The organism is Adhaeretor mobilis (assembly GCF_007741515.1).
Taxonomy (GTDB): Bacteria; Planctomycetota; Planctomycetia; order Pirellulales; family Lacipirellulaceae; genus Adhaeretor; species Adhaeretor mobilis.
The window spans coordinates 1,010,114-1,031,812 of sequence record NZ_CP036263.1; the positions used below are offsets into that span (position 1 = coordinate 1,010,114).

General features: G+C 55.2%; 14 protein-coding genes. 9 read left to right on the plus strand and 5 right to left on the minus strand.

Going from position 1 to position 21,699, the window contains the following annotated elements; all coding sequences use genetic code 11:
* Positions 1 to 18: 18 nt before the first annotated feature.
* On the plus strand, positions 19 to 1,557 hold the full coding sequence (locus tag HG15A2_RS03950) for a zinc metalloprotease (RefSeq protein ID WP_145058056.1): 1,539 nt from the start codon (positions 19 to 21) through the stop codon (positions 1,555 to 1,557).
* Between the two features lie 362 nt (positions 1,558 to 1,919).
* Here HG15A2_RS03950 and HG15A2_RS03955 read toward each other — a convergent pair whose 3' ends face one another.
* On the minus strand, positions 1,920 to 2,243 hold the full coding sequence (locus tag HG15A2_RS03955) for a cupin domain-containing protein (RefSeq protein ID WP_145058058.1): 324 nt from the start codon (positions 2,241 to 2,243) through the stop codon (positions 1,920 to 1,922).
* Between the two features lie 311 nt (positions 2,244 to 2,554).
* Here HG15A2_RS03955 and HG15A2_RS03960 point away from each other — a divergent pair, with 311 nt between their 5' ends.
* The 3 genes from HG15A2_RS03960 to HG15A2_RS03970 all read left to right on the plus strand — a co-directional run bounded on the left by HG15A2_RS03960 (position 2,555) and on the right by HG15A2_RS03970 (position 5,176).
* Complete coding sequence (locus HG15A2_RS03960; protein ID WP_145058060.1) at positions 2,555 to 3,013, plus strand: RrF2 family transcriptional regulator; 459 nt, start codon at positions 2,555 to 2,557, stop codon at positions 3,011 to 3,013.
* 19 nt (positions 3,014 to 3,032) lie between these two features.
* A complete protein-coding gene (locus tag HG15A2_RS03965; protein WP_145058062.1) occupies positions 3,033 to 3,482 on the plus strand; it encodes a hypothetical protein in 450 nt (149 codons plus the stop codon).
* A 266-nt stretch (positions 3,483 to 3,748) separates the two neighbouring features.
* Entirely contained in the window at positions 3,749 to 5,176 is a 1,428-nt protein-coding gene (locus tag HG15A2_RS03970; protein WP_145058064.1) for a bifunctional folylpolyglutamate synthase/dihydrofolate synthase, read from the plus strand.
* A gap of 267 nt (positions 5,177 to 5,443) precedes the next feature.
* Here HG15A2_RS03970 and HG15A2_RS03975 read toward each other — a convergent pair whose 3' ends face one another.
* The gene (locus tag HG15A2_RS03975) at positions 5,444 to 5,869 is read right to left on the minus strand and encodes a hypothetical protein (RefSeq protein WP_145058066.1); all 426 of its coding nucleotides are present in this window, start codon (positions 5,867 to 5,869) and stop codon (positions 5,444 to 5,446) included.
* A 1,244-nt stretch (positions 5,870 to 7,113) separates the two neighbouring features.
* Between HG15A2_RS03975 and HG15A2_RS03980 the strand changes: the two genes are divergently transcribed.
* Positions 7,114 to 8,880 (plus strand): polymorphic toxin-type HINT domain-containing protein, encoded by a 1,767-nt coding sequence (locus HG15A2_RS03980; RefSeq protein ID WP_145058068.1) that lies wholly within the window; start codon positions 7,114 to 7,116, stop codon positions 8,878 to 8,880.
* A gap of 256 nt (positions 8,881 to 9,136) precedes the next feature.
* Here HG15A2_RS03980 and HG15A2_RS03985 read toward each other — a convergent pair whose 3' ends face one another.
* On the minus strand, positions 9,137 to 10,489 hold the full coding sequence (locus tag HG15A2_RS03985) for a S41 family peptidase (protein WP_145058070.1): 1,353 nt from the start codon (positions 10,487 to 10,489) through the stop codon (positions 9,137 to 9,139).
* A gap of 15 nt (positions 10,490 to 10,504) precedes the next feature.
* A complete protein-coding gene (locus tag HG15A2_RS03990) occupies positions 10,505 to 11,560 on the minus strand; it encodes a transaldolase family protein (protein WP_145058072.1) in 1,056 nt (351 codons plus the stop codon).
* A gap of 366 nt (positions 11,561 to 11,926) precedes the next feature.
* On the opposite strand from HG15A2_RS03990, the gene HG15A2_RS03995 reads away from it, so the two are divergent.
* The 4 genes from HG15A2_RS03995 (at position 11,927) to ribD (ending at position 20,447) form a co-directional block, all read left to right on the plus strand.
* On the plus strand, positions 11,927 to 13,249 hold the full coding sequence (locus HG15A2_RS03995) for a BBP7 family outer membrane beta-barrel protein (RefSeq protein ID WP_145058074.1): 1,323 nt from the start codon (positions 11,927 to 11,929) through the stop codon (positions 13,247 to 13,249).
* A 316-nt stretch (positions 13,250 to 13,565) separates the two neighbouring features.
* Complete coding sequence (locus HG15A2_RS04000; protein WP_145058076.1) at positions 13,566 to 16,775, plus strand: efflux RND transporter permease subunit; 3,210 nt, start codon at positions 13,566 to 13,568, stop codon at positions 16,773 to 16,775.
* A 400-nt stretch (positions 16,776 to 17,175) separates the two neighbouring features.
* Positions 17,176 to 19,335 (plus strand): SEC-C domain-containing protein, encoded by a 2,160-nt coding sequence (locus HG15A2_RS04005; protein WP_145058078.1) that lies wholly within the window; start codon positions 17,176 to 17,178, stop codon positions 19,333 to 19,335.
* Between the two features lie 2 nt (positions 19,336 to 19,337).
* Positions 19,338 to 20,447: a bifunctional diaminohydroxyphosphoribosylaminopyrimidine deaminase/5-amino-6-(5-phosphoribosylamino)uracil reductase RibD gene (ribD, locus tag HG15A2_RS04010; RefSeq protein ID WP_145058080.1), complete on the plus strand. Its 1,110-nt coding sequence runs from the start codon at positions 19,338 to 19,340 to the stop codon at positions 20,445 to 20,447.
* Between the two features lie 56 nt (positions 20,448 to 20,503).
* Here the strand turns inward: ribD and HG15A2_RS04015 are convergent, their stop codons facing one another.
* Entirely contained in the window at positions 20,504 to 21,478 is a 975-nt protein-coding gene (locus HG15A2_RS04015; RefSeq protein ID WP_145058081.1) for an ADP-ribosylglycohydrolase family protein, read from the minus strand.
* Positions 21,479 to 21,699: the final 221 nt, after the last annotated feature.

Here is a 21,699-nt window from a genome sequence, read left to right on the forward strand (position 1 = left end):
TTCGGCAGAGCCATTCCCTTGAATCCACTCATTCTCCATCGTCTTGAGCTCCACTGTTTTGTTATTCTGCTTTCTCCTCTCGTTCTTTTATCAGCGAGTGCGGCACCGGCCTCTGCGATCGACGTTTGGGTCGACTTCACCTCCGACTTCCACGATGGCAACGACGGCGCTCCTAACGGCGTCGCCGACTGGATCGACGAACTGAACGAAGCAACGAGCCGTTCAGGCGGAGTGACCAACGAATCTCCCTCGCAAAATCAGTTTACTGCTGCAGATCGTTTCGAAATCGAGAACAACATTCTCGCAGACCTAAATCAGATCTACGACGGGTACAGCGTCAACTTCGTCACGCTGCAACCGGCTGGCGAGCATGATGTCGTCTACCTCGGTGCAGATAACGATGCGTCTGGTGTTGATGGTAGCTTTGGCAAAGCATCGGGAGACTTGGGCAACACTCGGACCAGAACCTACCCAACCAATCCCAGTGGCAATCCAGGGGGTGTCTCGCGAGTTTTTACGGGCAACTTCAATGGCGCGCTGGAGCCAGCTTTTAATTCCCTTCAAGAGTCGATCGATGAAATCTCCACGTCACTGGCGGGAACTGCGGCCCATGAGTTTGGTCACAGCCTGGGTCTGTTTCACCATTACACTTACAGTGCTGAGGGCATTGTCCCCTCGAATTCGAGCAATACCGGGGGTCTTCAGAATCAACACATCTTGGCTACTGGTAGCACGGGGGTGAGCGAAGCGGAACGTGAGTCCATTCGCACTCTGTCTCCGTTCTCGCGGGTCATCCTCGACATCGCCGGCGGGTCTCAGACTCATGGTGGCGCTGCAGTTGTGAATAACCCCGTGCTATCCGACACTTCCGAGCTCAACGGAGGTGACGCCGGCGACTCGCTTCCACAGGCGCAGCAGTTGAGTTTTTCCATTGGCGAATCCTCAGGCAAGGAGATTAGTTTTATCGAAGCAGACCTCGATAATTCTCCAACAGATATCGACGTCTATCGATTTACCACGAGTGTCGAGGCGACTTTGACAGCCCATGTGTTCACTTCGCGGCTACCAGGATTGGATAACTTCGACTCCGTGCTTGAGCTTGTTGACGTGACCGGAACAGTTCTCGGCGTTTCGGACGACATCGGCTGGAGCAACGACAAGTTTGGCGACATTCCCAACCCTGCCGATGACGACACGGGCTCATTCTTAGTGAACCTCACAGTCGATCCGGGTAGCTACTACCTGCGAGTTTCTACTGCGACCACCGACATTGATGCGGCTGCTAGTGTCGGAGACGAGTACTGGCTCATTACGTCACTGGATCGCCAGTTCGTGAATCCAGGTGACTTCGATGTGGATGGCGATGTCGACGGGGCCGATTTTCTGAAATGGCAGCGCGACGTTGGCAACGCCCAGGAATTGACCGACTGGCAGTCGAACTACGGCGGGAGTGACATGAATGGTCTGGCAAGTTCACACGCCGTGCCTGAGCCCAACGCTACGACCCTAGCTTTACTGGCGCTCATGCTAGTTTCTACTAGCAAATCGCGACGCTAGGACTGCCTTTCAGTCCATGCGGTTCGAGCCTGCGGACTTTTTCACCGACGGCAGTTAGCCCTCTGATGCAGGAGCAGGAGTCTACAACATTGTTGGAGTTGGATTAAAAGGCACGTCCTTCGCTTGGTCTTCCTCTGACGCTTCGCAGGCTACTGAGTACCCCACGCATCCTGTCAGCGGCGTTTTTTGCTCAAATACCATAGTGCCATCCTCATTGGTCCTCAATGTGGCATAGCTAATGTAGGCTAGCATTTGTTGTTCAGACCCGAATTTGGCTACCAACTCGGTATTACCGTTTCGTCGATGTCCATAAAGAAAATTCATTGTGCTCTCGGTTCATGAAGTAGGTGACTCATGTTCGATTAATCAGTTCTATTGAATAAGATGCTGACCAATAATATGGCGTTCTCTTCGGACTCAAGGGCGTGAATAGTGCCGCCTGTCAGATACAGCCAGGAACCTGAAACCAGCTCTCGTGGTTCTTCGCCCACGAAAAACGTGCATCTGCCACTGAGGCACTGCACCGTAATGGGCCCCTCTACCTTATGGGGAGGAATTGGCTTGCCTGCTTCGACGACAATGCGAATTACTTCAAAATTCTTTTCTTTGACGACCGCCGTCGACGTGCTGCCGCCGAAGGTATTCAGGTCAAGCACGACCCCTGGTTGTGCATGCTCATGAGCCATTTCAATTCTCCTCGTTCAGCTTTGGCCGAACTGCTGACATGGAAGTAGGGTATTGAATAGGATAACATAGTCTGTTATCTATTATGGGCCTTGAGCAACCGCCTGTCAATCCAGATACGAGAGAATCCCAGTACAAGAGCAACCTCGACATTCGCCCTGAGCAATACGACACGTAACTAGAGAGCCTCTGCGAAAGGGTGAAACAGGTGGACCCGGAGTGGACTGCAGAATTGGATGCTGGCTGGAACGCACAAATGCAATCTGGTGTCCAACTCATAACGTCAATACATTGAACTAGCGAGACCTGAATCATGTTCTCACAAACCGCAGAATACGCTGTGCGAGCAGTAGTCTGGTTGGCTCAACACAAGGAGGGTGGTCCAGTCGGCAATCAAACTATTGCAGAGGGGACGCAGGTTTCGGTGTCGTACCTTGCAAAAATCCTGCAAGCATTGGCAAAGGCAGAATTACTGTCCTCGCGTCGGGGTGCCGGCGGAGGATTCGAATTGATTAGTGATATTGGTCAGCTCACCGTTCTTGATGTCGTGAACGCAGTAGACCCGATTCAGAAGTTTGAAGCCTGTCCGCTCAAACTAATGACGCACAAGAGGAAGCGGTGCCCGATGCACGCCAGTCTGAATGAAGCTGCAGAGAAGGTCGAGCAGGTTCTCTCTGGCTACACCATCGCCGACCTACTCAAAGACAAGAGCCGTCCAACGCCAATGGCCGATACGACGAGGGACTCGTCACGATATCGCAGTAGCATTTGAGACCTTTCGGAGAAGTGCAATGAAGAACCCAAAGACAATTAGCGACGTACTCAAAATACTTGAAGAGTACCATAGGGCTAGGTGTGCTACCTACCAGGACCTTGCCAAGTCGTGTCCCGACCCGCGTGCAAGCATTTTATTGGATCACTTGGTGGAGCTGGAAGAATACTCAGTCAAAACGATTCGCTACGAGGTCGATAATTTGGTCCCCGAGCATGCTACGTATTTGACCTATGGGGCGACATTATCCGATGGAGTTACTCATGCGACGGAGTGCCGGTGTCATTCAGAACCTGCTTTCCAAGAGGTATTAGATTGTACTTTTACCGCAGACCAGTCACTCAGTGAACTCTTTGACCGCCTCGATGGATGCAGCTCGGCAGGTACGGTCGTCCACTTGGCTGAACGTCTGAGAGATATGGAGAACATTAAGCAACGCCAAATTGCGAAATATACACGCCAGGATTGAAGAACAAACCACGAGGTTTGAAGGCTCAGGTGGGTTCGAAGGTGACGGCAGAATCGGCTGTTACTAACCAACCAACTTGTCACCCTCATCCCCCCCGCCCGCAATTCATTTCTGGCGAACTGCTTCGCATCGCAATCTACGGGGGACCTGTAACTCGGGACTAATCAAGCTCGATTCTCGGCATCGCGTGCGATGCTGGCTAACTTGCGTCGTAAAGGGTTGCTAGAATGAGAGCTGCCCTGCCCTGATCTAGAGATGTGCTCGTAATGACCGAAGCCTACACAGCCGCTGTGGAATATTTGTACGGCCGCATCAATTTTGAGTCTCTGCCGTCGCCCCCGTATGCCGAGCGGCACATGAAGCTCGATCGCATGCGCCAGCTGCTCACCCGGCTCGGCCAGCCGGCTGCTGGCGTGCCCACAGTTCACATTGCAGGTACCAAGGGCAAGGGTTCCACATCGGCGTTGCTTGCCTCGATCGTGCAGGCTGCCAACTACAGCGTGGGCGTGTTTAGCTCGCCGCATTTGCAAAGCATCGAAGAACGTTTCTGCGTGAACTCTCTCCCCTGCAAACCTCAAGAGCTCGTTGAGCTGGTTGAACTGGTGCGCCCAGCTGTGGCGCTAATGGATGAAGAGGCGGACGCGGCCCCGAAGGAGCAACTGCGTCCGACGTTCTTCGAAATCGCCACGGCGATTGCATTGCTACATTTTGCACGACGCAAGGTCGATTTGGTCATCCTTGAAGTGGGCCTCGGCGGTCGGTTGGATTCCACGAATGTTTGCTCGCCCTGCTGCACCGTCATTACGAGCATCAGCTACGATCACACCAAACAGCTAGGAGAAACGCTCGCAGAGATCGCTACGGAAAAGGCAGGCATTGTCAAACCGGGCGTCCCGCTCGTCACGGGGCCATTGAAGGAAGCGCCTCGCCGGGTGATTGCTGAGGTGGCCGAGCGTCACGGCGCGCGGATGATTGCTGCAGACCGAGACTACCGCTTTCGGTACGACTCGGCTCATGCTCAGTCAGCGGAGCGTGTTGGCGGGCAGTTGCACTTTGAAATGCAGGCCGATCGTGGACATCCGCTGCAAGAACCGTTCGTGCTTGACGATGCAAAGCTGAAGTTACTGGGGCGTCATCAGGCCGCCAATGCCGCGGTTGCATTGGCAACATCCGTGGAACTACGTCGCCAAGGTTGGCTGCTCCCCGAAGCAGCCCTGCGAGCCGGCTTAGCCGAAACGACTTTGCCCGGGCGCGTAGAGCTTATTTCAGAGCGTCCTGCGGTGGTGCTCGATACGGCGCACAACGTCGCCTCAGTCACAGCACTGGTAGAAACACTTGCGGAGAACTTCTCCTGCGAGCGCCGTCATCTGCTGCTTGCTGCCACCAGAGAGAAAGATGTGGCCGGTATGCTGCGCGTGCTGCTACCGTTTTTCCAAACCGTCACACTCACACAGTACGAAGAGAACACACGCGCCGTACCAGTTGCGAAGTTGCAAGAAACGGTTCAAGCGATTCTTGCTAAAGAACCTGACTTGGCGAGCCAAATCGAGGTTGAGGTTGTCGATAACCCCAAACAGGCTTGGCAGAAGGCTCGCGAGCAAGCACAGCCAGAGGATTTGCTGTGCGTAACCGGCTCATTCTTCATCGCTGCGGAGTTGCGACCCGTCTTGAGGGCGGAAGCTGTAATCAATTAGTCACGGATCGTCGTAGATCGCAACAAGCTTTCATGCGGTTACTGCCTCGAGTCCGGATGCGAACCCATGCTGTAACAGCACTACCGCTTGCTATTGCCTACATGGAAGCCCAGGAACTCGACCCCGGCAGGTCCATCGGATCGAGCGGCTCAGCCTGTTTGGTAGACCGAAGCAGAACGACAAGTAAGCAGCAGGCGATGGTAGTCAACACGGCGAGATCCTTTCGCGACGTTGTGAGTTTGAAATGTTTGTCTGTGGGTTTCGTGTCTACTTGGTCTGTCCGGCAGTCTGCTCACCCTCATTCCAGTTGGGCTCATTCAAAGTGGGCTGCCAGCGGGGAAGGTCGAAGCCAGGCTCGAAACCTTCGTAGTCCGTATCCAGCGAGGGCGTCGCCGGTTCGAGTTCCGAGATAGTTGTGCTGGCGAGAGTCTCTACCATTTCAGGTTTTAGGAACTTGAGCGTCTTACCGCCAGAGGAACGCTCGGCTCGTACTTCGTTTTGCAAGCGGTTGACCAGCTTGGAGATCATGGGGTCTGCCCAGGGAAGCAACTGGCTGGGACGTAAGCTGCCCGTGCTGCTGTAGGTATCGTTGCTGAGAGTCTGCTCGCTCAGTCGATTCGTCGCAGACATAGGTTCTTCAGGCAAACGAATCACAGTGCAAACAACCCGTCGTGTTTTTTTAGGAGCAACCATGGTAAATCCTTTCGTGGAAGCGACCGCTGCGGTGCTTCGTGGTTCTGATGAGAACTGTTGAGATTAGAAATCTTGGGAAGAGTCTTCGGAAGCTGCCCAAGCCGACGGGTTTGGCTCTGGTGCGTGGGCTTCTCGAAGCGTGTCAGCTGGGTCTGGCCATTGGGGTGAGCCAGACTCAGGTGATGCAATGAACTAATGCAAGCGGCGTGCCAAACGCTGTGCATTGGCGAAGTGGAGCAACGAAAACGCAAGCAATACGCTGCAATTACCGTGCAAATAGGAGTTTGAAGAGAATTTCCAGCGTGTCGACTTTGCCCGACAGGCAGCGGCTATTTGGAAACTCTTTCAAACCGTTTTGTAAGTGCTAGCATAATCGAGCCGAGCTCTTTAAGGCCGCGGTGCTTAAGCACCCCGGGCCAGGAGAGAGCGGTACGCTAGCTTCTGAAGGCCCTCACTTAGGCGGGTTTCGTGAGCGGTTGGAGATTAGACATCTTAAGTGGAGTATCGCAGTCAACACACGAATGAATTGCAGAAACCAGGCTCTTTTTGCCAGTTCGAAGCAGATTGGGTACACTGCGCTTACTGAAAAGTTCCTGTCTAGTAAACAAATCCTTCCAACCAAACACCAGATCATGACCTAGCAAAGGTGAGCCATCCGGAGTTCGTCCAAAAGGAGATTACGTGAATGAACACGAAGCTCCTTCCAGATCAAGAGTTGGGCGGTTGCGCTAGGCTCAGCTCTATTAATAGTAATTGCATCCACTAAGAACGATTGTTACGTCCTCGCCGTCATTTTCATGCCGTCGTCTGTTGGTTTCTAGATGCCTACTGCGTGACACAGCAATGCACGCTTCGAGGCTTCTGGGAATGATGTTGCATGTATTTCCAAAGAGCCAATGTCAAACAAGCTATTTGCGATGCACCCTAACCTATCTACATTGGTGAAAAGTTTAACTCTTGGATCAGCTTCACTTCCTCAAGCTCCGCTGCATGTTAGCTGCCGAGCATAGCATACCCATCAACTGCTTGTTGTCATGATGACGACGACTAATGCGGGATTGAGTACGACTGCCTGGCTCTGTCTCGATTTTGTATCTCTAGTCGCAAATGAAAGAACCGGTTTGCAATTCTAAAGTTAAGTAGACTATCACTCTTCTCCGACGCCAACAGGTACGGAATTTGCAACGCTGATTAGTGTTGTTGGCTTTTCAGTATCGGCCATTTAGCTGAAAAGGGGTTCCCAAATGAAGAAACAGATCGCCTACGTACTTCTACTCTCTTGTTGGGGATTGCTTGGAACACCATCCGTTCAAATTGCTTTCGCGGCCGAAGTCAATCGCGATGCCGTGCCTGCAGTTCCTAATTCCGAGCTCGCTCGCTGGCATAGCGGCCAGGTTTTTTTCGACGGGCAATGGCGGCATGTTGAACAGGTTCAGCAGTTGGTATCCACCGATTCTCGCTGGCAGGATTACCAACAGCATGTGAATGCTTTAGATGGCAGCATAGAAGCTCATGTGGACCTCGCTCACTGGTGCAACCGAAATCGACTCGTTCACGAAGAAAAGTTGCAGTGGCTCTATGTCCTGCAAGCAAACCCGAATCACAGCGGAGCCTTAAAGGGGCTGCGATTGATACGATACCGGGACCAACTCTACTCCCTCGATCACGTTGACCAGCTCAAGCAACAAGAGAAAGCAGCCGAAGAATCGTACCAGAAATTCAAGCCATTGCTGTTGGCTCTTCGGCGATCTGCCAAATCTGGAAGCAAGTCCCAGCGTGAGGCAGCTTTCGCACAACTTGCCGCAGTCTCCGATCCGACGGCCATTCCCGCCTTGATGGAAGTTGCAAAGCTGAAATTCGGCAGGGCAGATAGTCCACCTAGTCGAGATGTAGGCAACAAGGCAAACTCGTTTCAACTGGAGTTGCAGCAGGCGGCAATCACCTCACTGCGTAACATCAGCTCGCATGAAGCAACGCTGAAACTTGTCGAAATCGCAGTCCTGTCGCCCTTTAGACAGATACGTTGCTTAGCAGCAGAGTCGTTGATTCCGCACAAGAAAACTAGTTACATGCCTCTTTTGATGACCAGCTTAACAGCTCCTCTAGAAGCTGACATCGGCATACAGGTTTCACCAAACGGAATGCTCCTGCTCTCTGAGCACATCGCAGAAGTTGGACCAGAAGCGGAATGGGTTACGATTCGCGACAGCAATTACTTCAGCAGAACGTACTTCGCCAGACAACAAAAAGTTGCGGTGAATCATAACGTAAATCGGAGCAATGCACTTGCGAGAGCCCAACAGACACAACGTAAAGTGGCAGCGACCAACTACTCCAGGCATCAATGGAATACTCGCATAGATGAAGTATTGCAAACTACTACCGGCCAGTCTGTGAGCAACGTTCCCCAAGATTGGTGGGACTACTGGAAAGACTACAACGAGCTTGCTTATCCGGAGGAGACTCCCACTTACGTATCCAGCCAATACGAGAGCTATGATCAATGTAATTTGTCACTGTCTTGCTTTGCGGCGGGCACTCCGGTTTGGACGTTAAAGGGGCCCACCCCCATCGAGTGGATCCAGGTGGGGGATCTTGTTCTCAGTCAAGATCCGGCCACGGGCTGCCTCGATTATCGACCTGTCATGCATACCACCGTGAGGCCACCCAGTCCGTCCATAAATCTTAAGCTGGAAGACGAAACGATCGTCTCGACTCGGGGGCATCGTTTTTGGGTAATTGGCGAGGGCTGGCGTATGGCTAAACATCTCAACGCCGGTGATCGGCTACACGGGGCCGACTTACGCTCAAGCCTTGAAATGGCCGTCGAAGGTTCAGAAGTAGAAGCCTTTAATTTGGTGGTCGGCGAGTATCACACCTACTTCGTTGGCAATAGTCGACTTTTAGTTCACGACAACGGCTGCCCCAGTGCCGTCCGAGCGATCGCTCCTGGCATCAAATCGGATTCCATTGTAGCAGCGGTAAACCAAAGAGCTGCCCCTCAGCATTAGGCAGAAAAGGTGTGCTGGTGGCTAGATTCACTCGGCCAAGCATCTGCACTCAGTGTGTCTTGAAGCGATGTTGTTGAACTGCATTTCTCATGGCAGTCGCTGTGGCGAACCCAACTGCGTCACCCCACAGAGTCGAACTTTTTGAGATTCACGAGAAATGTGGCGGCAAGCTAGCGGAGATTCCAGTGACGGTTTTTCGTGCCTTGGTTCGCTTTCACCCAGAGACAGGGCAAGCCCCGAGAAGGATTGGCAAACTCTAATGGTCGAGCTGCTTTTGCAACGCCTCGACCGCTTTTTCGAGCATGCGATCAGAGTAGTCCTCGGGCAGTTTGCCATCTTTGAGGTCGAGCTCTTTGAAGAGTCGCTCGTTTCCGTCCTGCACGTTCTTGCTCTCTACGCTACCGCCAGGCACATCGCGACGACTGCGATAGAGCCGCCAAGTGAGATACTCTTTCTCGTCAAGATCCACTTCCATGCCAGAATCGGGGAACACGCCCCACTGGTCGGTTTCCTTGGCGCCTGTCATGCGATGAATGTTCTTCTCGCTGGGGCGCCAGAAACTTGCTGAGGTGAGTTTCAACAGGCTGCGGCCCGATTCAAGTCGCATGACCCGTTGCACGGTGCCCTTGCCGTAGGAACGTTCGCCCACGATGATCGCGCGGTGATAGTCCTGCAAGCAAGCAGCCACGATCTCGCTGGCGCTAGCACTGTTGTGATTGATCAGCACGGCAAGCGGCAAATCGCGGTACGCACCTTCGTACTCGGACACATACTTCTCGCGAGTCTTTTCATCGCGATCGCGCGTGGTGACGATGGTTGCCCCGACAGGCAGAAACATGTCACAGATCGACACGGCGGCGTCGAGTGCGCCGCCGTAGTCGTCTCGCAAGTCGAGAATCAGCCCGCGAACGTTCTCCTTTTCGAGTTCCCCGAGGACTTCGCGCAGTTCGTCGACAGTCTTCTCGCCGAACTTAATGATGCGCACGTATCCCAAGTTGGGATGCCCGGGGAGGTGATAGCTCCATTTGCCGTCTTCGCTGGGCAGATCGCCAAGGATGGAGGGCACCATGATGATGTCCCGCAGCAACGTGACTTCCGTTTTCTCCTCTTCGTCGGCGTGAATAACTGTGAGGACGACGGACTTACCTTTCGGGCCGCGCACTAAAGTGACAATTTCCTCGAGCGGAACGTCGGCAGTATTCTTCCCGTCGATTGCCACGATGCGATCCCCCGAGCGAATATCCGAAGCAAACGCCGGCGTGCCCGGCTCCGGAGGGCCGATGACCGTTGGGTAGGACGGCTCGCCGAGCACTCGCAAGCGAATGCCCACGCCGCCGAATTCTTGGGAGATTTCTTCGCGAAAGGTGTCTGAGCGTCTCGCCTCCACAAATTGCGAGTGCTCGTCGCCATAGCGTTCGAGAACCTTGATCATGCCTTGCATGGCACCATCGAACAGTTCCTCATCAGGCGGTTGTTCCAGCGCCCAGCGATCGATCACCGAGAAACCGGCAGCCATGTATCGAGCGTACGGATTCTGCTCCGCCCGCACGTAGCAGGCGTAACAGACCAAGGCGGCACCGATCAGGACGAGGAAATTGCGATGTGACATGCTAGCAAGAGATTCCTAAACCTCGGCCCCACTTTTGCGTTTCTCAGCAACCAATGCTAACAGCGCTTGTTGCGGATCGACGAACTTCTGCACGCCTTCGCGCATCAGCGTTTCTTGTAGCTGGTCGAGATCTACTTTCGCCGCGATTTCTTCCACGATTGCCTTCTCGGGCATTTGATCGACTGTGCGGGGGAAGTCCATACCGCTCTCCGCAACCGCTTCGTTGGTCGCGGGCGGATTGGTTTGAATGCCGCTGCCCACAAGTGCTGCTACGTACTTCCATGCGGGGTCGCCGTCGAGTTTGGCCCCTGTGCTTGCGAATACAATCTCCTGCTCAAGTGGCGTCGGGTTCTTTGACCAGAATGCTTCGTTGGCTTGCCACATCTGTTTGACGTTCACTAAGCCGACCTGTCCTTGGGCGTTGCTAGATAGATCGGGCACTTGCTGTTGGGTGTACACATCTACGCGAGAAATGAAAATGCTGTACACGCTCTTAAAGCCGTCGAGCGAATCACGCCGTTGTGCGCCCCGCCAGATGGCGTCGCGTGCCTGTTCATATTGTTGCTGCGTGAAGATCAGCGTGACGTTGAGCGTCACCCCGCGTGTTGCTAGTTCCTCCAACGCTGCGAGCCCGGCGGGCGTTGCCGGTACTTTAATCATGCGATTGTCGTGCCCTTGGGACCACTTGGTGCCCAGTTCGATGTATTGCGAGACTCGCTCGTCATGGGGCAAATCCTGCTTCGGGTCTTCTAGAAGTGGATCGAGCTCGAAGCTCACGTAGCCATCATTGCCGCCAGTTTCTTTCCAAACGGGATGGAAGACTTCTTGGGCCGCGGAAACCACTTGGTCGGTCAGCGCCCAAGCCGCTACTTCGTTAGTGCTATCACCGGAAAGCTGTTTCGCCAACTGCTGGTCGTAACGGCCGGTCTTGATGAGATTGCTAATAATAATTGGGTTGGACGTCGCTCCGGTGGCTCCCTGTGCGCGATTGGATAGCACGAGATCGGGGTCCACGGAGTCAAGCCACAGTTTAGTGCCAGCATCGATAATCGATTTCAACGGGTTGGGCATAGGTATTTGCCTTCTAATGGGGGCCACTTGAAGGAGGCCATCTACGGGAAGTGATCGAACCAGGGGAAACTGGGCATGCCCTGGCGACCGGCAGTATAGGGCTTTTCGCCGCGGATTTCTCGTTGATTGGGAGTAGAAGTTGGCAGTTAGGTATCGGAGTGAGCGAGAACTCTTCAGGGGTTTTGGGCGAAATTCGTTGAGTTTATGGCCTGGCGATGAGTTTGCCGCTTGGTTGGATTACTACGAATTTACGGAATCTGCTGGTTATTCCTATACCGCGGGCTCACTGAGGACGATGAATCCCTTTGAAGCCACCGGCGTAATCTGCGCCGTGGGGGGAAACCCGTTGTGAGGGGAAATAGACCAGTGAAAAACAACATTGCATTCGCGATTATAACGACCTTTAGTTTGGCTGCCTGCCAGGCGCTGGCCCAGAGCGGGGAAGAAATGCCGCTCGAGGCCCTGCCACCGGGGCTCGAACTCTCCGATTCAGAAGTGCCTTTCGATGGGCAGCTTGATTCTGGTCCGCTCACACCGGACGTGATACCAGCACCAACCAACGAGCTGTCACCTTTTAGCACGAGCGGCAGCTCTACGGAAGACGACGCCATCGCACCATTCGTTCCTGGCGCAAACATGCGAGAGTATGGCTGCGAACCAGCATTGCTGGAAAGCACCGGCACCTGGCTTCGCCGCGGCTTCTGGTACGCCCAGGCTGACATGGTGATTCTCAATCGCACGTGGGAGCGCAAGGGCCTGCTCTTGGCTACCGATGCAACGTTACTTCAAGGCGCACCTGGTTTAAACGGCATTCGCGCAGGAAACGACTTGAATATTGATGGTAACAAACCAGGAGCCGATGGTACCTTTCGCCTGACTCTAGGTAGATTTCTCTTCAGGGATGAGGCCAATCGCGACCACACCACAGAGTTTAGCTGGTGGGGCGACGGGCATTGGAATCAAGAGGCCAGAGTTGCGGCAGGTCAGAATGCAACTGCCGGTTTGCAAGTGAGCAATTTCATCGACCGCCTGAACACTTCGTTCGACGGGGCTTCGGACATGCGGTTTGTGTACGAGAGTCATATGGATAGCTTTGAATGGAACTATCACGTCAAGCAGCGCATGTCACGAGATCGCATGGAAATGCAGCCCAGCGGTCAATGGGTTCGCAAAGCCCATAATTCAGTGACCTACTCCTACCTTGCTGGCCTCAGATTTATCAACCACCGCGAAGCACTCGACTGGACTGCAAACGACATTCCAGCAGGAGGTGGCCTGACGGAAGACGGCAAATACTTTGTGACGACTGATAACAACCTGCTCGGCACACAAGTTGGTGGTACTGCAGCCATAGAACGCGATCGTTGGAGTCTGGAAGTACTAGGCAAGATCGGCGGCTATTGGAACGCCATGGATACGAATTCGCTGTTCAATGTGGGGGCCGTCGCATCCAACCAAGCCAACGGCGAGGAGGACACACTTTCTACTGTCGGCGAGGCGAGGCTCATCGGACGCTGGCACTTGCGACCGAACCTCTCAATTCGTGCAGGTATAGAGCTGCTTTGGATCGACTCCATCGCGCTAGCACCGCAACAACTCAACTTTATTCAATCGGCCAACTTGCCGATTGCTGAGTCGGGTGATAGCGTTTACATGGGAACCTCGTTTGGGTTGGAAAGCTACTGGTAAGCTAGGGTGGTGCCACGCAGACACCGGCAACTCCCTGAGCAGGGGGGGCAAGCTCGGCTCGTAGAGCCTCGGCAATCGCTACGACCGGCAACTTGGGGCCCCGAATAGCGCCTTCCCACCTCGCCTACTCTGCTGAGTCGGCGTAGACTCAGTACTCAATTCCCGCTAGCCTTGACTTTAGAGCAGCACGGAAATCGTGCCAGCAGGTCATGGAGGCTTGTTGGGTATCTCGCGATAGCAGGTCGATGCCCCAGCCCTATGTGGGCAGGGTGTCCCTCTTCGGCTGCTTCTCACAGGCGCAACCGCGTTTCCACAGATGAAGCAACCGTCGTTCCTGGCTCGTAAGACGCTGGGTCAGCCCAATTACTTTCTCATTGCAATGGCCGTAGCGTTCCTTGTGGCGCTCATGCCTCGTGGTGCGCGGTTGGCAATCGAAAGCAACAACAACAATGCAGCCGATTGGCTCCCGAGTAATTACTCGGAGTCGGTTGATCTGCGGTGGTTTCGCGACCACTTTGTGGGCCAACAATTTGCCCTGGTGAGCTGGGATGGTTGCACTCTTGGCAATCCAGAGAAGCTTAACTTCTTCGTGAAGAAGCTGCTCGCCAGAAAAGAAGCCATTGATGTCGCCGATCCGCACAGCAAAATGGCCGAACGGCCCTTTTGGTATGAAAGTGTACTCACCGGGCCAAGCGTTTTGGACCAAATGTCGGGCCCCGACGCAGGTATTCCCTACGGCATAGCTTGCAAGCGTCTTGAAGGAGCTCTCGTTGGCCCGAAAAAGGTCGACGCATCGGGCAAGAAACTTGGCAACGAATCGCGAACCACCTGCGCAGTGGTCTTCCTCTCCTCGGAAGCGACTCGCGACAATCGTACGATGCGCCAAGCAATCGAGGGCATTACCGCAACGCTCGTCAACGATTGCGCGATCCCTGAAGAGCAGATCCGGATGGGCGGGCCGCCCGTAGACAACATTCAAATTGATATCGAGGGCGAACGCACCCTCATTCGGCTAGCTGGTCTTTCCGGAATCGTGGGCTTGCTGCTCTCCTATTGGTGCTTCCGCAGCATCAAGCTTACAAGTATTGTGTTCACCGTGGGCGTGATTAGTGCAGGCATGAGCCTAGCGATTGTGTTCTACTTTGGTATCGCAGAGGTGTGGCTCTTTGGTATGCCTAAAGCGAGGCTGGGCACAGTCGACGCGATTCTCATGTCGATGCCTGCGGTGGTCTACGTGCTGGGACTTTCCGGGGCGATTCACACGGTCAATTACTACCGCGATGCACGCCGCGAAGCAGGACTTCATGGTGCCGCTGAGTCTGCTGTGAAAATGGGGTGGGGACCTTGCCTGCTGGCAGCTCTCACCACCGCTGTCGGACTTGGTTCTCTCTACACGAGCGACATCCTACCGATCAAGAAATTCGGCATGTTCAGTGGCATCGCCGTGTTAGGTACGGTCGGTGTGCTCTTTACGGTGCTACCAGTGTTCTTGCATCGCTTCCCGATCAGCGACGACTTGGTCCGACGTCAATCGGGCGGCAAGCATGGTGGGCACTTGCCCAGCTGGGCCCAACGTGTCTTCGGGGTGGTGATCAATCACAATGTTGCCGTAGTCGCTATGTGGCTGGCCGTGATGGCCGGTGTGGGCTTTGGCATGACCAAAATTGGCACTTCGGTGCAGCTGCTCAAGCTGCTGGATGAGGATGCCGATCTCATTCACGACTACGCGTGGTTGGAAGAGAATCTTGGCAATCTTGTGCCGATGGAAGTCGTGCTCACGATTCCTGAGGAACGCACCGCCGAACCGGGGGAAGCGCCTGATGCTGATGGAATGCAGTATCGTCTGACCATGGTGGATCGCATCGCACTCACGCGCATGATTCAAGAGCGTATCGAAGCTCTGGACGAAGTGAGTCGCTCGCTTTCGCTTGCAACGTTTGCACCAAAACAAAGTAATTCGGGCTTGGCTGTATTGGACGGGTCGGTCGACTCAACGACGAATCGCCGCCTGACAGACCTTCGCGACGAGCTTCGCAACGGCGACTACCTCCGCTTTGAGAAATCGCCTACCACGGACGCCGCGGGCAACCAGGTCATCGATCGCGAACTCTGGAGAGTGAGCGCTCGCGTGGCAGCGCTGTCCGATGGGGACGAAGGTGTCGATTACGGACTGTTCGTCAATGATCTCAAAAAGGCGGTCGATCCCGTACTGTTTGCTCTCGACCAGCGTGATGTCATTGTTCGCGAACTTGCCAAACGCGAGAAATCGATTCGCGGCAGCAAGTTCGTCATGCTCTATCGCTCCAATGAAGAGGATACCAAGCTCACCAAAGATTCCCAGGAAGCGGTGCTCAGAGAGCTATTGCTCTCCAGCGGGGCGGATGCTGGTCGCGGTGGCGTGATCTCGTTCAACTTGGCAAAATTCGACAGACCCGGGCGTGGCAGCGCAGAAGAAGACAACGCCTATCGCGATGCCGCCATCAACCGGCTCATGGAGGAATACGACGCATTGATCCTTGTGTCTGCAGGCAGCGATCCCACAGCGCGGCAGATGGCCGCCGGCGGGCTCCCGATTATCGACGTTAGTAATTCACCGCTTCTCAGCCAATCGGCTAGCATTTCGGCAGCGAAGCCGCTTTTGAAAACCGACCTGCCACGTCCCATCCGCGCTGTATTCACCGGCATGGTACCTGTCGTCTATAAGACACAGCGGCAGCTGCTCAAGAGCTTACGCGAAAGCATTGGTTGGGCAACCTTGCTGATTGCGGGCGTCATGATGGTGGTGTTGCGCAGCCCCATGGCGGGGCTCATCTCGATGATTCCCAATGTTTTCCCAATCGTCATGGTGTTTGGCGCGCTTGGCTGGCTGGGCATTAAGGTGGACATCGGCATCATGATGACTGCCAGCGTCGCCCTTGGCGTAGCAGTGGACGATACGGTTCACTTCCTCACGTGGTTCCGGCGCGGAGTTGCGCAGGGGCTCGATCGCAAACAGTCGGCTGTGCTTGCTTACGAACGGTGCGCTACAGCCATGTTGCAAACCACGCTCATTGGTGGGCTGGGGCTGGCCGTGTTCGCCACGAGTTCATTCACGCCGACGCAACAGTTTGGTTACCTCATGATCACGATGCTGGGGACCGCTCTCGTAGGCGACTTGCTGCTGCTTCCAGCAATTCTCACCAGTCCGCTCGGGCGATTTTTCGGTGGAAAAGCCTCGCCGGAAGCTCACATAGACTGGAGCTCCATGGAGGCTAGCGTTCACGATGATGGTGGTCTTGATGGTGACCAGGACCGGGACCAGGGCGACTGGCCACAGAGTGATTCCGCAGACGAGCCTGATTCGCGAACGATTGCCACTGAGCAACCCGTCGGCTCGCCCACCGCCGCTGAGAGAGTCGAAAGCCCTGCAACCGGCAATACGGCGAGCTCCAGCATTGAGGAAGATCGTCACTCGATCAAGCATGGACCTCATGCCGAGTTGCATGCCAAACTCCGCCGCTTGCGACGCGAGTCTTCGGATCGGTAGCTCTCAATGAGGTCATCCCGAAGGAGCCACGAGGCGACTAAGGAATCAAGCTCAAATTCGGCTTCGTTGTAGCGATCTTTTTACGCTTACCAGCTCGCGAGCTAAGCCTCGCCTAGTTATTGAGAATGCTTCAGCATCTCAGGATAGGCTCTAGAAGTCAAGAAAAGTGGCCCGGTTGCTGATGCTTGGTCGAAATCTCACGAGATCGCCAAGTCAGTTCTCCTACCTCGCAAACGCAGCGTCTCGTCGGCCTTCGGTCGCTGTGTTAGAATGAGCGGCTCAACGTACACTACTTGTCGTGAGCCAGATGCCTGATTTCAAGGCAGTTGCCACGAGCACAAACATAGCAGCGCCTTCACCTAGCAGCGCTCTCACCCAACAAAGACAGGTCTACTTTTCCATGGCCATTGACCAATATTCACCGTGCCCCTGCGGTAGCGGCAAGAAGCTCAAGTTTTGCTGTTCGGACTTGGCGCACGAAATCCAGAAGATTGAGAAACTGGTTTCTGGCGAACAACCGCACGCAGCACTCAAACACGTTGAGCACTTGTTAGACAAGCAGCCAGAGCGTGCATCGCTTCTCGATCTCAAGGCGTCGATCGAGATGGGGCTCGACCAGCTGGAAGATGCACAATCTACGATCCAGGTCTATTTGCTAACCCACCCTGACAATCCTTCCGCCTACGGCCAAGCAGCCATCATGGCGGCCGCGAAAGGCGAAACGGCAGCAGCCGTGGGGGCATTGCAAGAGGCGCTCGATCGCGTACCCGATCGTCAGATGCCCCAACGCGTGTTCGAGGCAATCGGAGCCGTGGGGCACGCATTGCTAATCACTGGCGACTTGATTGCCGCACGGGGGCATCTGATCCTCTATGCAGGGATGTCGCCAGACGAAGACAACCGGGCGATCGACCTGTTGTTGCGCATGAATCTCCAGGGCGGATTGCCGTTATTACTTCGAGACACCCTCTACTTGCACGAACTGTCTGACCAGCCGTCAACTGATCAACCTCCCTGGAGCGCTGTCTTTGAGGAAGCGGGCCAGCTAGCGCGCCGCGGTTTGTGGCGACGCGCGGAAGCAGAGTACGTGAAACTCGCCGAGCAAGCAAAGCAGCACCCTGATGTGGCTTACAACTTAGCGGTTGTTCGCGGCTGGCTGGGCGATGCGGCTCAATTTGCTAGCGGCATGCACCATTTTGCCCAGCTGGCGACCACAGCAGCAGGAGCTCCGACCGACGAAGCAGTCGAGGCGGAAGCTCTTGCACAACTAGTCGATCCTGATCTCGACGAACCAAAACTCGAAACGGTGCGGGTGACATATCCCGTAGGAGACGACGACCTTGCTGCCGAGCGGCTTGCCGCGCACAAACAGACGGAACATTACGAGCTCGATCCCCAATCCTTGGGCGAAGCGGCTCATCCACGCGAAAGCTACGTGCTACTCGATCGACCTGTTCCTTCTACAGGCGTCGACCTGGCGATCGAGGATGCACCGAACGTGCTTGCATTCCTCTCCCTTTACGGAAAACGCACCGACCGGGATGCACAGATCGAGCTCACGACTGACCGTGGAGAACATTTCCAAGAGGTTGAGACTCTGGTTGTCGACATCCTTGGAGATGCTTGCCAGGCCCAATCCGATACGGAAGTGGTTGCTGAGAAACCGGCCGCTGAGGAAGCCCTTAGCTGGCGCTGGAGGTTGCCGGACGACACGCCTTCCGCACATCGTCGCGCGTTGCTCGCTAAGCGTCGCCAACACGCAATTCTGGAAGATTGGGTCGCCGCCCCCCGCGGCGCATTAGACGGCAAGAGCCCACTAGAAGCTGCCAACGACGAAGCTGCTCGTCTGCCTTTATTGGGTAGCGTGTTGATCGTCGAGCAAGCTGCTGCCGATCCTTCGGAGTTCGACCTCTTCGCTCAGCTACGCGACAAACTCAACTTGCCGGGGCACGATCCCGTTACCTGCGAACAGGAGCAGCTCAATCAGTTGCCGCTAGTTCGTCTCACACGCCTTGAGTTGTCGGGACTTGGCGATCTGCAATTGCAGAAGCTCCTGAACCGCACCGTCATGGGCGGTGCCAACTTGGCAACATTGCGTGTCGCTGAAGAATTGGTCGGACGCGATACAGTTGAAGAGGGTGTCGACCTAGCGAGCGCCTATCGGCAGTTGATTCGTGCCGAACCTGCGCCGGATCGAGCGCTTGAGTGGGTTCGCAAAGCCACCAAGTGGACTGAGGCTTCAGGAGAGTCTGCAGCAGAATGGGCGTTGCTGGAGTTAGAGCTGCAGATCGAGCGCAGTGATGCGGAGGGCCTACAGCAATCGCTCAACCATATTCGCGAGAAGCACATTAACGAGGCCGGCGTGGCGGAAGCCGTCTACAAATTGCTGTACTCAGCAGGGCTAGTCCCACCCGAGGAAATGCAAGCCTCGCAACACCCGACCGCCCTACCGCAGGAAAGTCAGGCAGGTGGCCTGTGGACGCCAGGCGGCGAAGCAGCGGCAGCCGCGCCCGCGCAATCCGATCCCGCACAGGCCAAGTCCGCCATCTGGACGCCCTAACCATGCCTGCTGACTCAGATCAAGCAGGCTCGTCTGACCGACAACACATGGCACGGGCGCTAGAACTAGCCCAGCAGGGCTTGGGCCATGTCGAGCCCAATCCCCTGGTGGGTTGCGTAGTCGTTCAAGGTGACAAGGTCGTCGGCCAAGGCTGGCACGCCCAGTTTGGCGGCCCGCATGCGGAGCGTGCTGCCCTGAAGGACGCTGGCGACGCAGCCCGTGGGGCGATCGCCTATGTCACGCTCGAACCGTGCTGTCACACAGGAAAGACGCCACCCTGTACCGAAGCGCTCATCGACGCTGGTATGAAGCGTGTCGTCATCGGTGCGGCCGATCCTAACCCGCAAGTCTCCGGTGGCGGGGTTTCGGCACTGCGAGACGCAGGGATAGAAGTCGATGAAGGTGTACTAAGCGAGCAGGCCGAGGAGTTGATCGCCCCGTTTGCAAAGCTTCAAACAACTGGCCAACCTTGGGTCATTGCCAAATGGGCCATGACTCTCGACGGCAAGCTGGCCACACGGACCGGTAGCAGTCAGTGGATCAGCAACGAACAGTCGCGAGCCGTCGTCCATGAACTACGCGGCCGCATGGATGCGATTGTCGTTGGGCGACAAACAGCACTTGTTGACGATCCGCTACTCACCGCACGTCCCGTTGGCGCGAGAACGCCAACGCGCGTTGTGCTTGATAGCCAAGCGAGCTTGCCGTTGGAAAGTCAACTCGTGCACACGGTTGATCAAGCGCCGATCGTGGTTGTTTGCAGTAGCAAAGCACCGGCGGAACGGCGCACAGCATTGGAAGCAAACGGAGTCGATGTATGGGCTGTTGCAGGCGAGGAGCACGCCACACGCCTCAATAACATGCTGCAAGAAATGGGCCGCCGTCAGTGGACGAACATACTGGTCGAGGGGGGCGCTCAGCTCCTGGGTTCACTATTCGATGCCCAAGCAATCGACGAAGTCCACGCTTTCATCGCCCCCAAACTGGCAGGCGGAGCAGCAGCCCCCTCGCCGCTTGCCGGAACCGGCCTCAACCACATGCCGACCGAGGGGCTCCGCAACGTGCAAATCCAAATCCTAGAAAACAACATTTACATCAGCGGGCGTTGTTAGACCGATTCCATACTTGCCGACGCTTTCCTTGTTGCCCACGCCGAGAAATCAAGCCTTTACGCGACAGCCTTCGCAATCTTCTCATGAGCCGCACGAAGCTTGCTCGCTAGTATCTGTAAGTAGCTTGCGCCTTGCTCTTGATCTTCTAGATGCTCAAGCAAGTGGAAAGGGATCGCGGTGATTCCTAAGTAGGCCCCGCTAATGGCTCCGGCCATGGCTGCGATTGTGTCGGTATCTCCACCCAAGAGAATCGCGTTACCGATGGTCGCGTCGTAGGAGTTTGGCGACATTGCGAAAGCCGCTATTGCGGTTACGACTGAGGATGTTGCTTCGATGCCATTACCAAAGAGTGCCAGATCCCGGACATCAGATGCCCCGACATCAGAAAGTAGCGAAGCTTTGCGAAGCGGATCCGTATAGTCTTGCGACTGGCACTTCTCTGCCAGACTCGCGAAGAAATCATCTCGATCGAAAGCTTCTATCGTTGACGCAATCCCTACAGCCAAGGCAAGGAGCTGAGCCCCCTCGATCCCCAAGGGATGCACGTGAGTCGGCAAGGCCGAGAGTCTTGCCTCTCGCCACAGCCGTTCATGGTCGTGCCTAAACATGAGGCCAACCGGAGCGACACGCATGGCAGCGCCATTCCCGAACGAACCGCCGGGAAAATGATTCGCAGCAAGCACCTTGTGATCACGCTCGTCCACCATCGCTTCCAGAACGATCTTTGCCCCAGCCCCATAGCCCCGTTCTGGGGAATAGTTGGCCACAAATCGTTTGCAGAGTTCTCTCTCGTTGATTCTGCCGCACTTCACTAGAGTTTCAGCAACGCCGATCGCCATCTGTGTGTCGTCGGTGTAGCACAGCTCCTCAGGAGGCGGATTCTCGATCAAGTCTTGGGCACTTGGATACCGTTGAGCAATGTCGTCGGCCGACATACCTTCAAACGGTGCACCGAGCGCATCTCCAACCGCAAGGCCAAGCAAGCAACCTTCAAAACGACTCTCAATGGTTGGCTGTGATTTATCAAGCATTTCGCGTCATGCTAAAAAATTGTTGTAGCCGAAGTGCGTCGAGCCCCCAGAGGAATTCGCATCCACACCCGTCTGTTTGCTGTGAATATCGCCAATTGTCGCTTACGATGGCCGACTTGTCACCGGCGCCAGACATCGCCTACACGAAATGTTTGGATTGGCCCCTCCGATAAAAGAAGTCAATGCGCAGAACGGTGGACCTACCCCTCGCGGCGATACTG

Bases quoted from the DNA above. Each gene is read 5' to 3' on its own strand.
- HG15A2_RS03980 (WP_145058068.1), top strand. From the start codon at position 7,114: ATGAAGAAACAGATCGCCTACGTACTTCTACTCTCTTGTTGGGGATTG.
- HG15A2_RS03965 (WP_145058062.1), top strand. From the start codon at position 3,033: ATGAAGAACCCAAAGACAATTAGCGACGTACTCAAAATACTTGAAGAG.
- HG15A2_RS03985 (WP_145058070.1), bottom strand. From the start codon at position 10,489: ATGTCACATCGCAATTTCCTCGTCCTGATCGGTGCCGCCTTGGTCTGT.
- HG15A2_RS03960 (WP_145058060.1), top strand. From the start codon at position 2,555: ATGTTCTCACAAACCGCAGAATACGCTGTGCGAGCAGTAGTCTGGTTG.
- HG15A2_RS03990 (WP_145058072.1), bottom strand. From the start codon at position 11,560: ATGCCCAACCCGTTGAAATCGATTATCGATGCTGGCACTAAACTGTGG.
- HG15A2_RS04005 (WP_145058078.1), top strand. From the start codon at position 17,176: ATGGCCATTGACCAATATTCACCGTGCCCCTGCGGTAGCGGCAAGAAG.
- HG15A2_RS03975 (WP_145058066.1), bottom strand. From the start codon at position 5,869: ATGGTTGCTCCTAAAAAAACACGACGGGTTGTTTGCACTGTGATTCGT.
- HG15A2_RS04000 (WP_145058076.1), top strand. From the start codon at position 13,566: ATGAAGCAACCGTCGTTCCTGGCTCGTAAGACGCTGGGTCAGCCCAAT.
- ribD (WP_145058080.1), top strand. From the start codon at position 19,338: ATGCCTGCTGACTCAGATCAAGCAGGCTCGTCTGACCGACAACACATG.
- HG15A2_RS03970 (WP_145058064.1), top strand. From the start codon at position 3,749: ATGACCGAAGCCTACACAGCCGCTGTGGAATATTTGTACGGCCGCATC.
- HG15A2_RS04015 (WP_145058081.1), bottom strand. From the start codon at position 21,478: ATGCTTGATAAATCACAGCCAACCATTGAGAGTCGTTTTGAAGGTTGC.
- HG15A2_RS03955 (WP_145058058.1), bottom strand. From the start codon at position 2,243: ATGGCTCATGAGCATGCACAACCAGGGGTCGTGCTTGACCTGAATACC.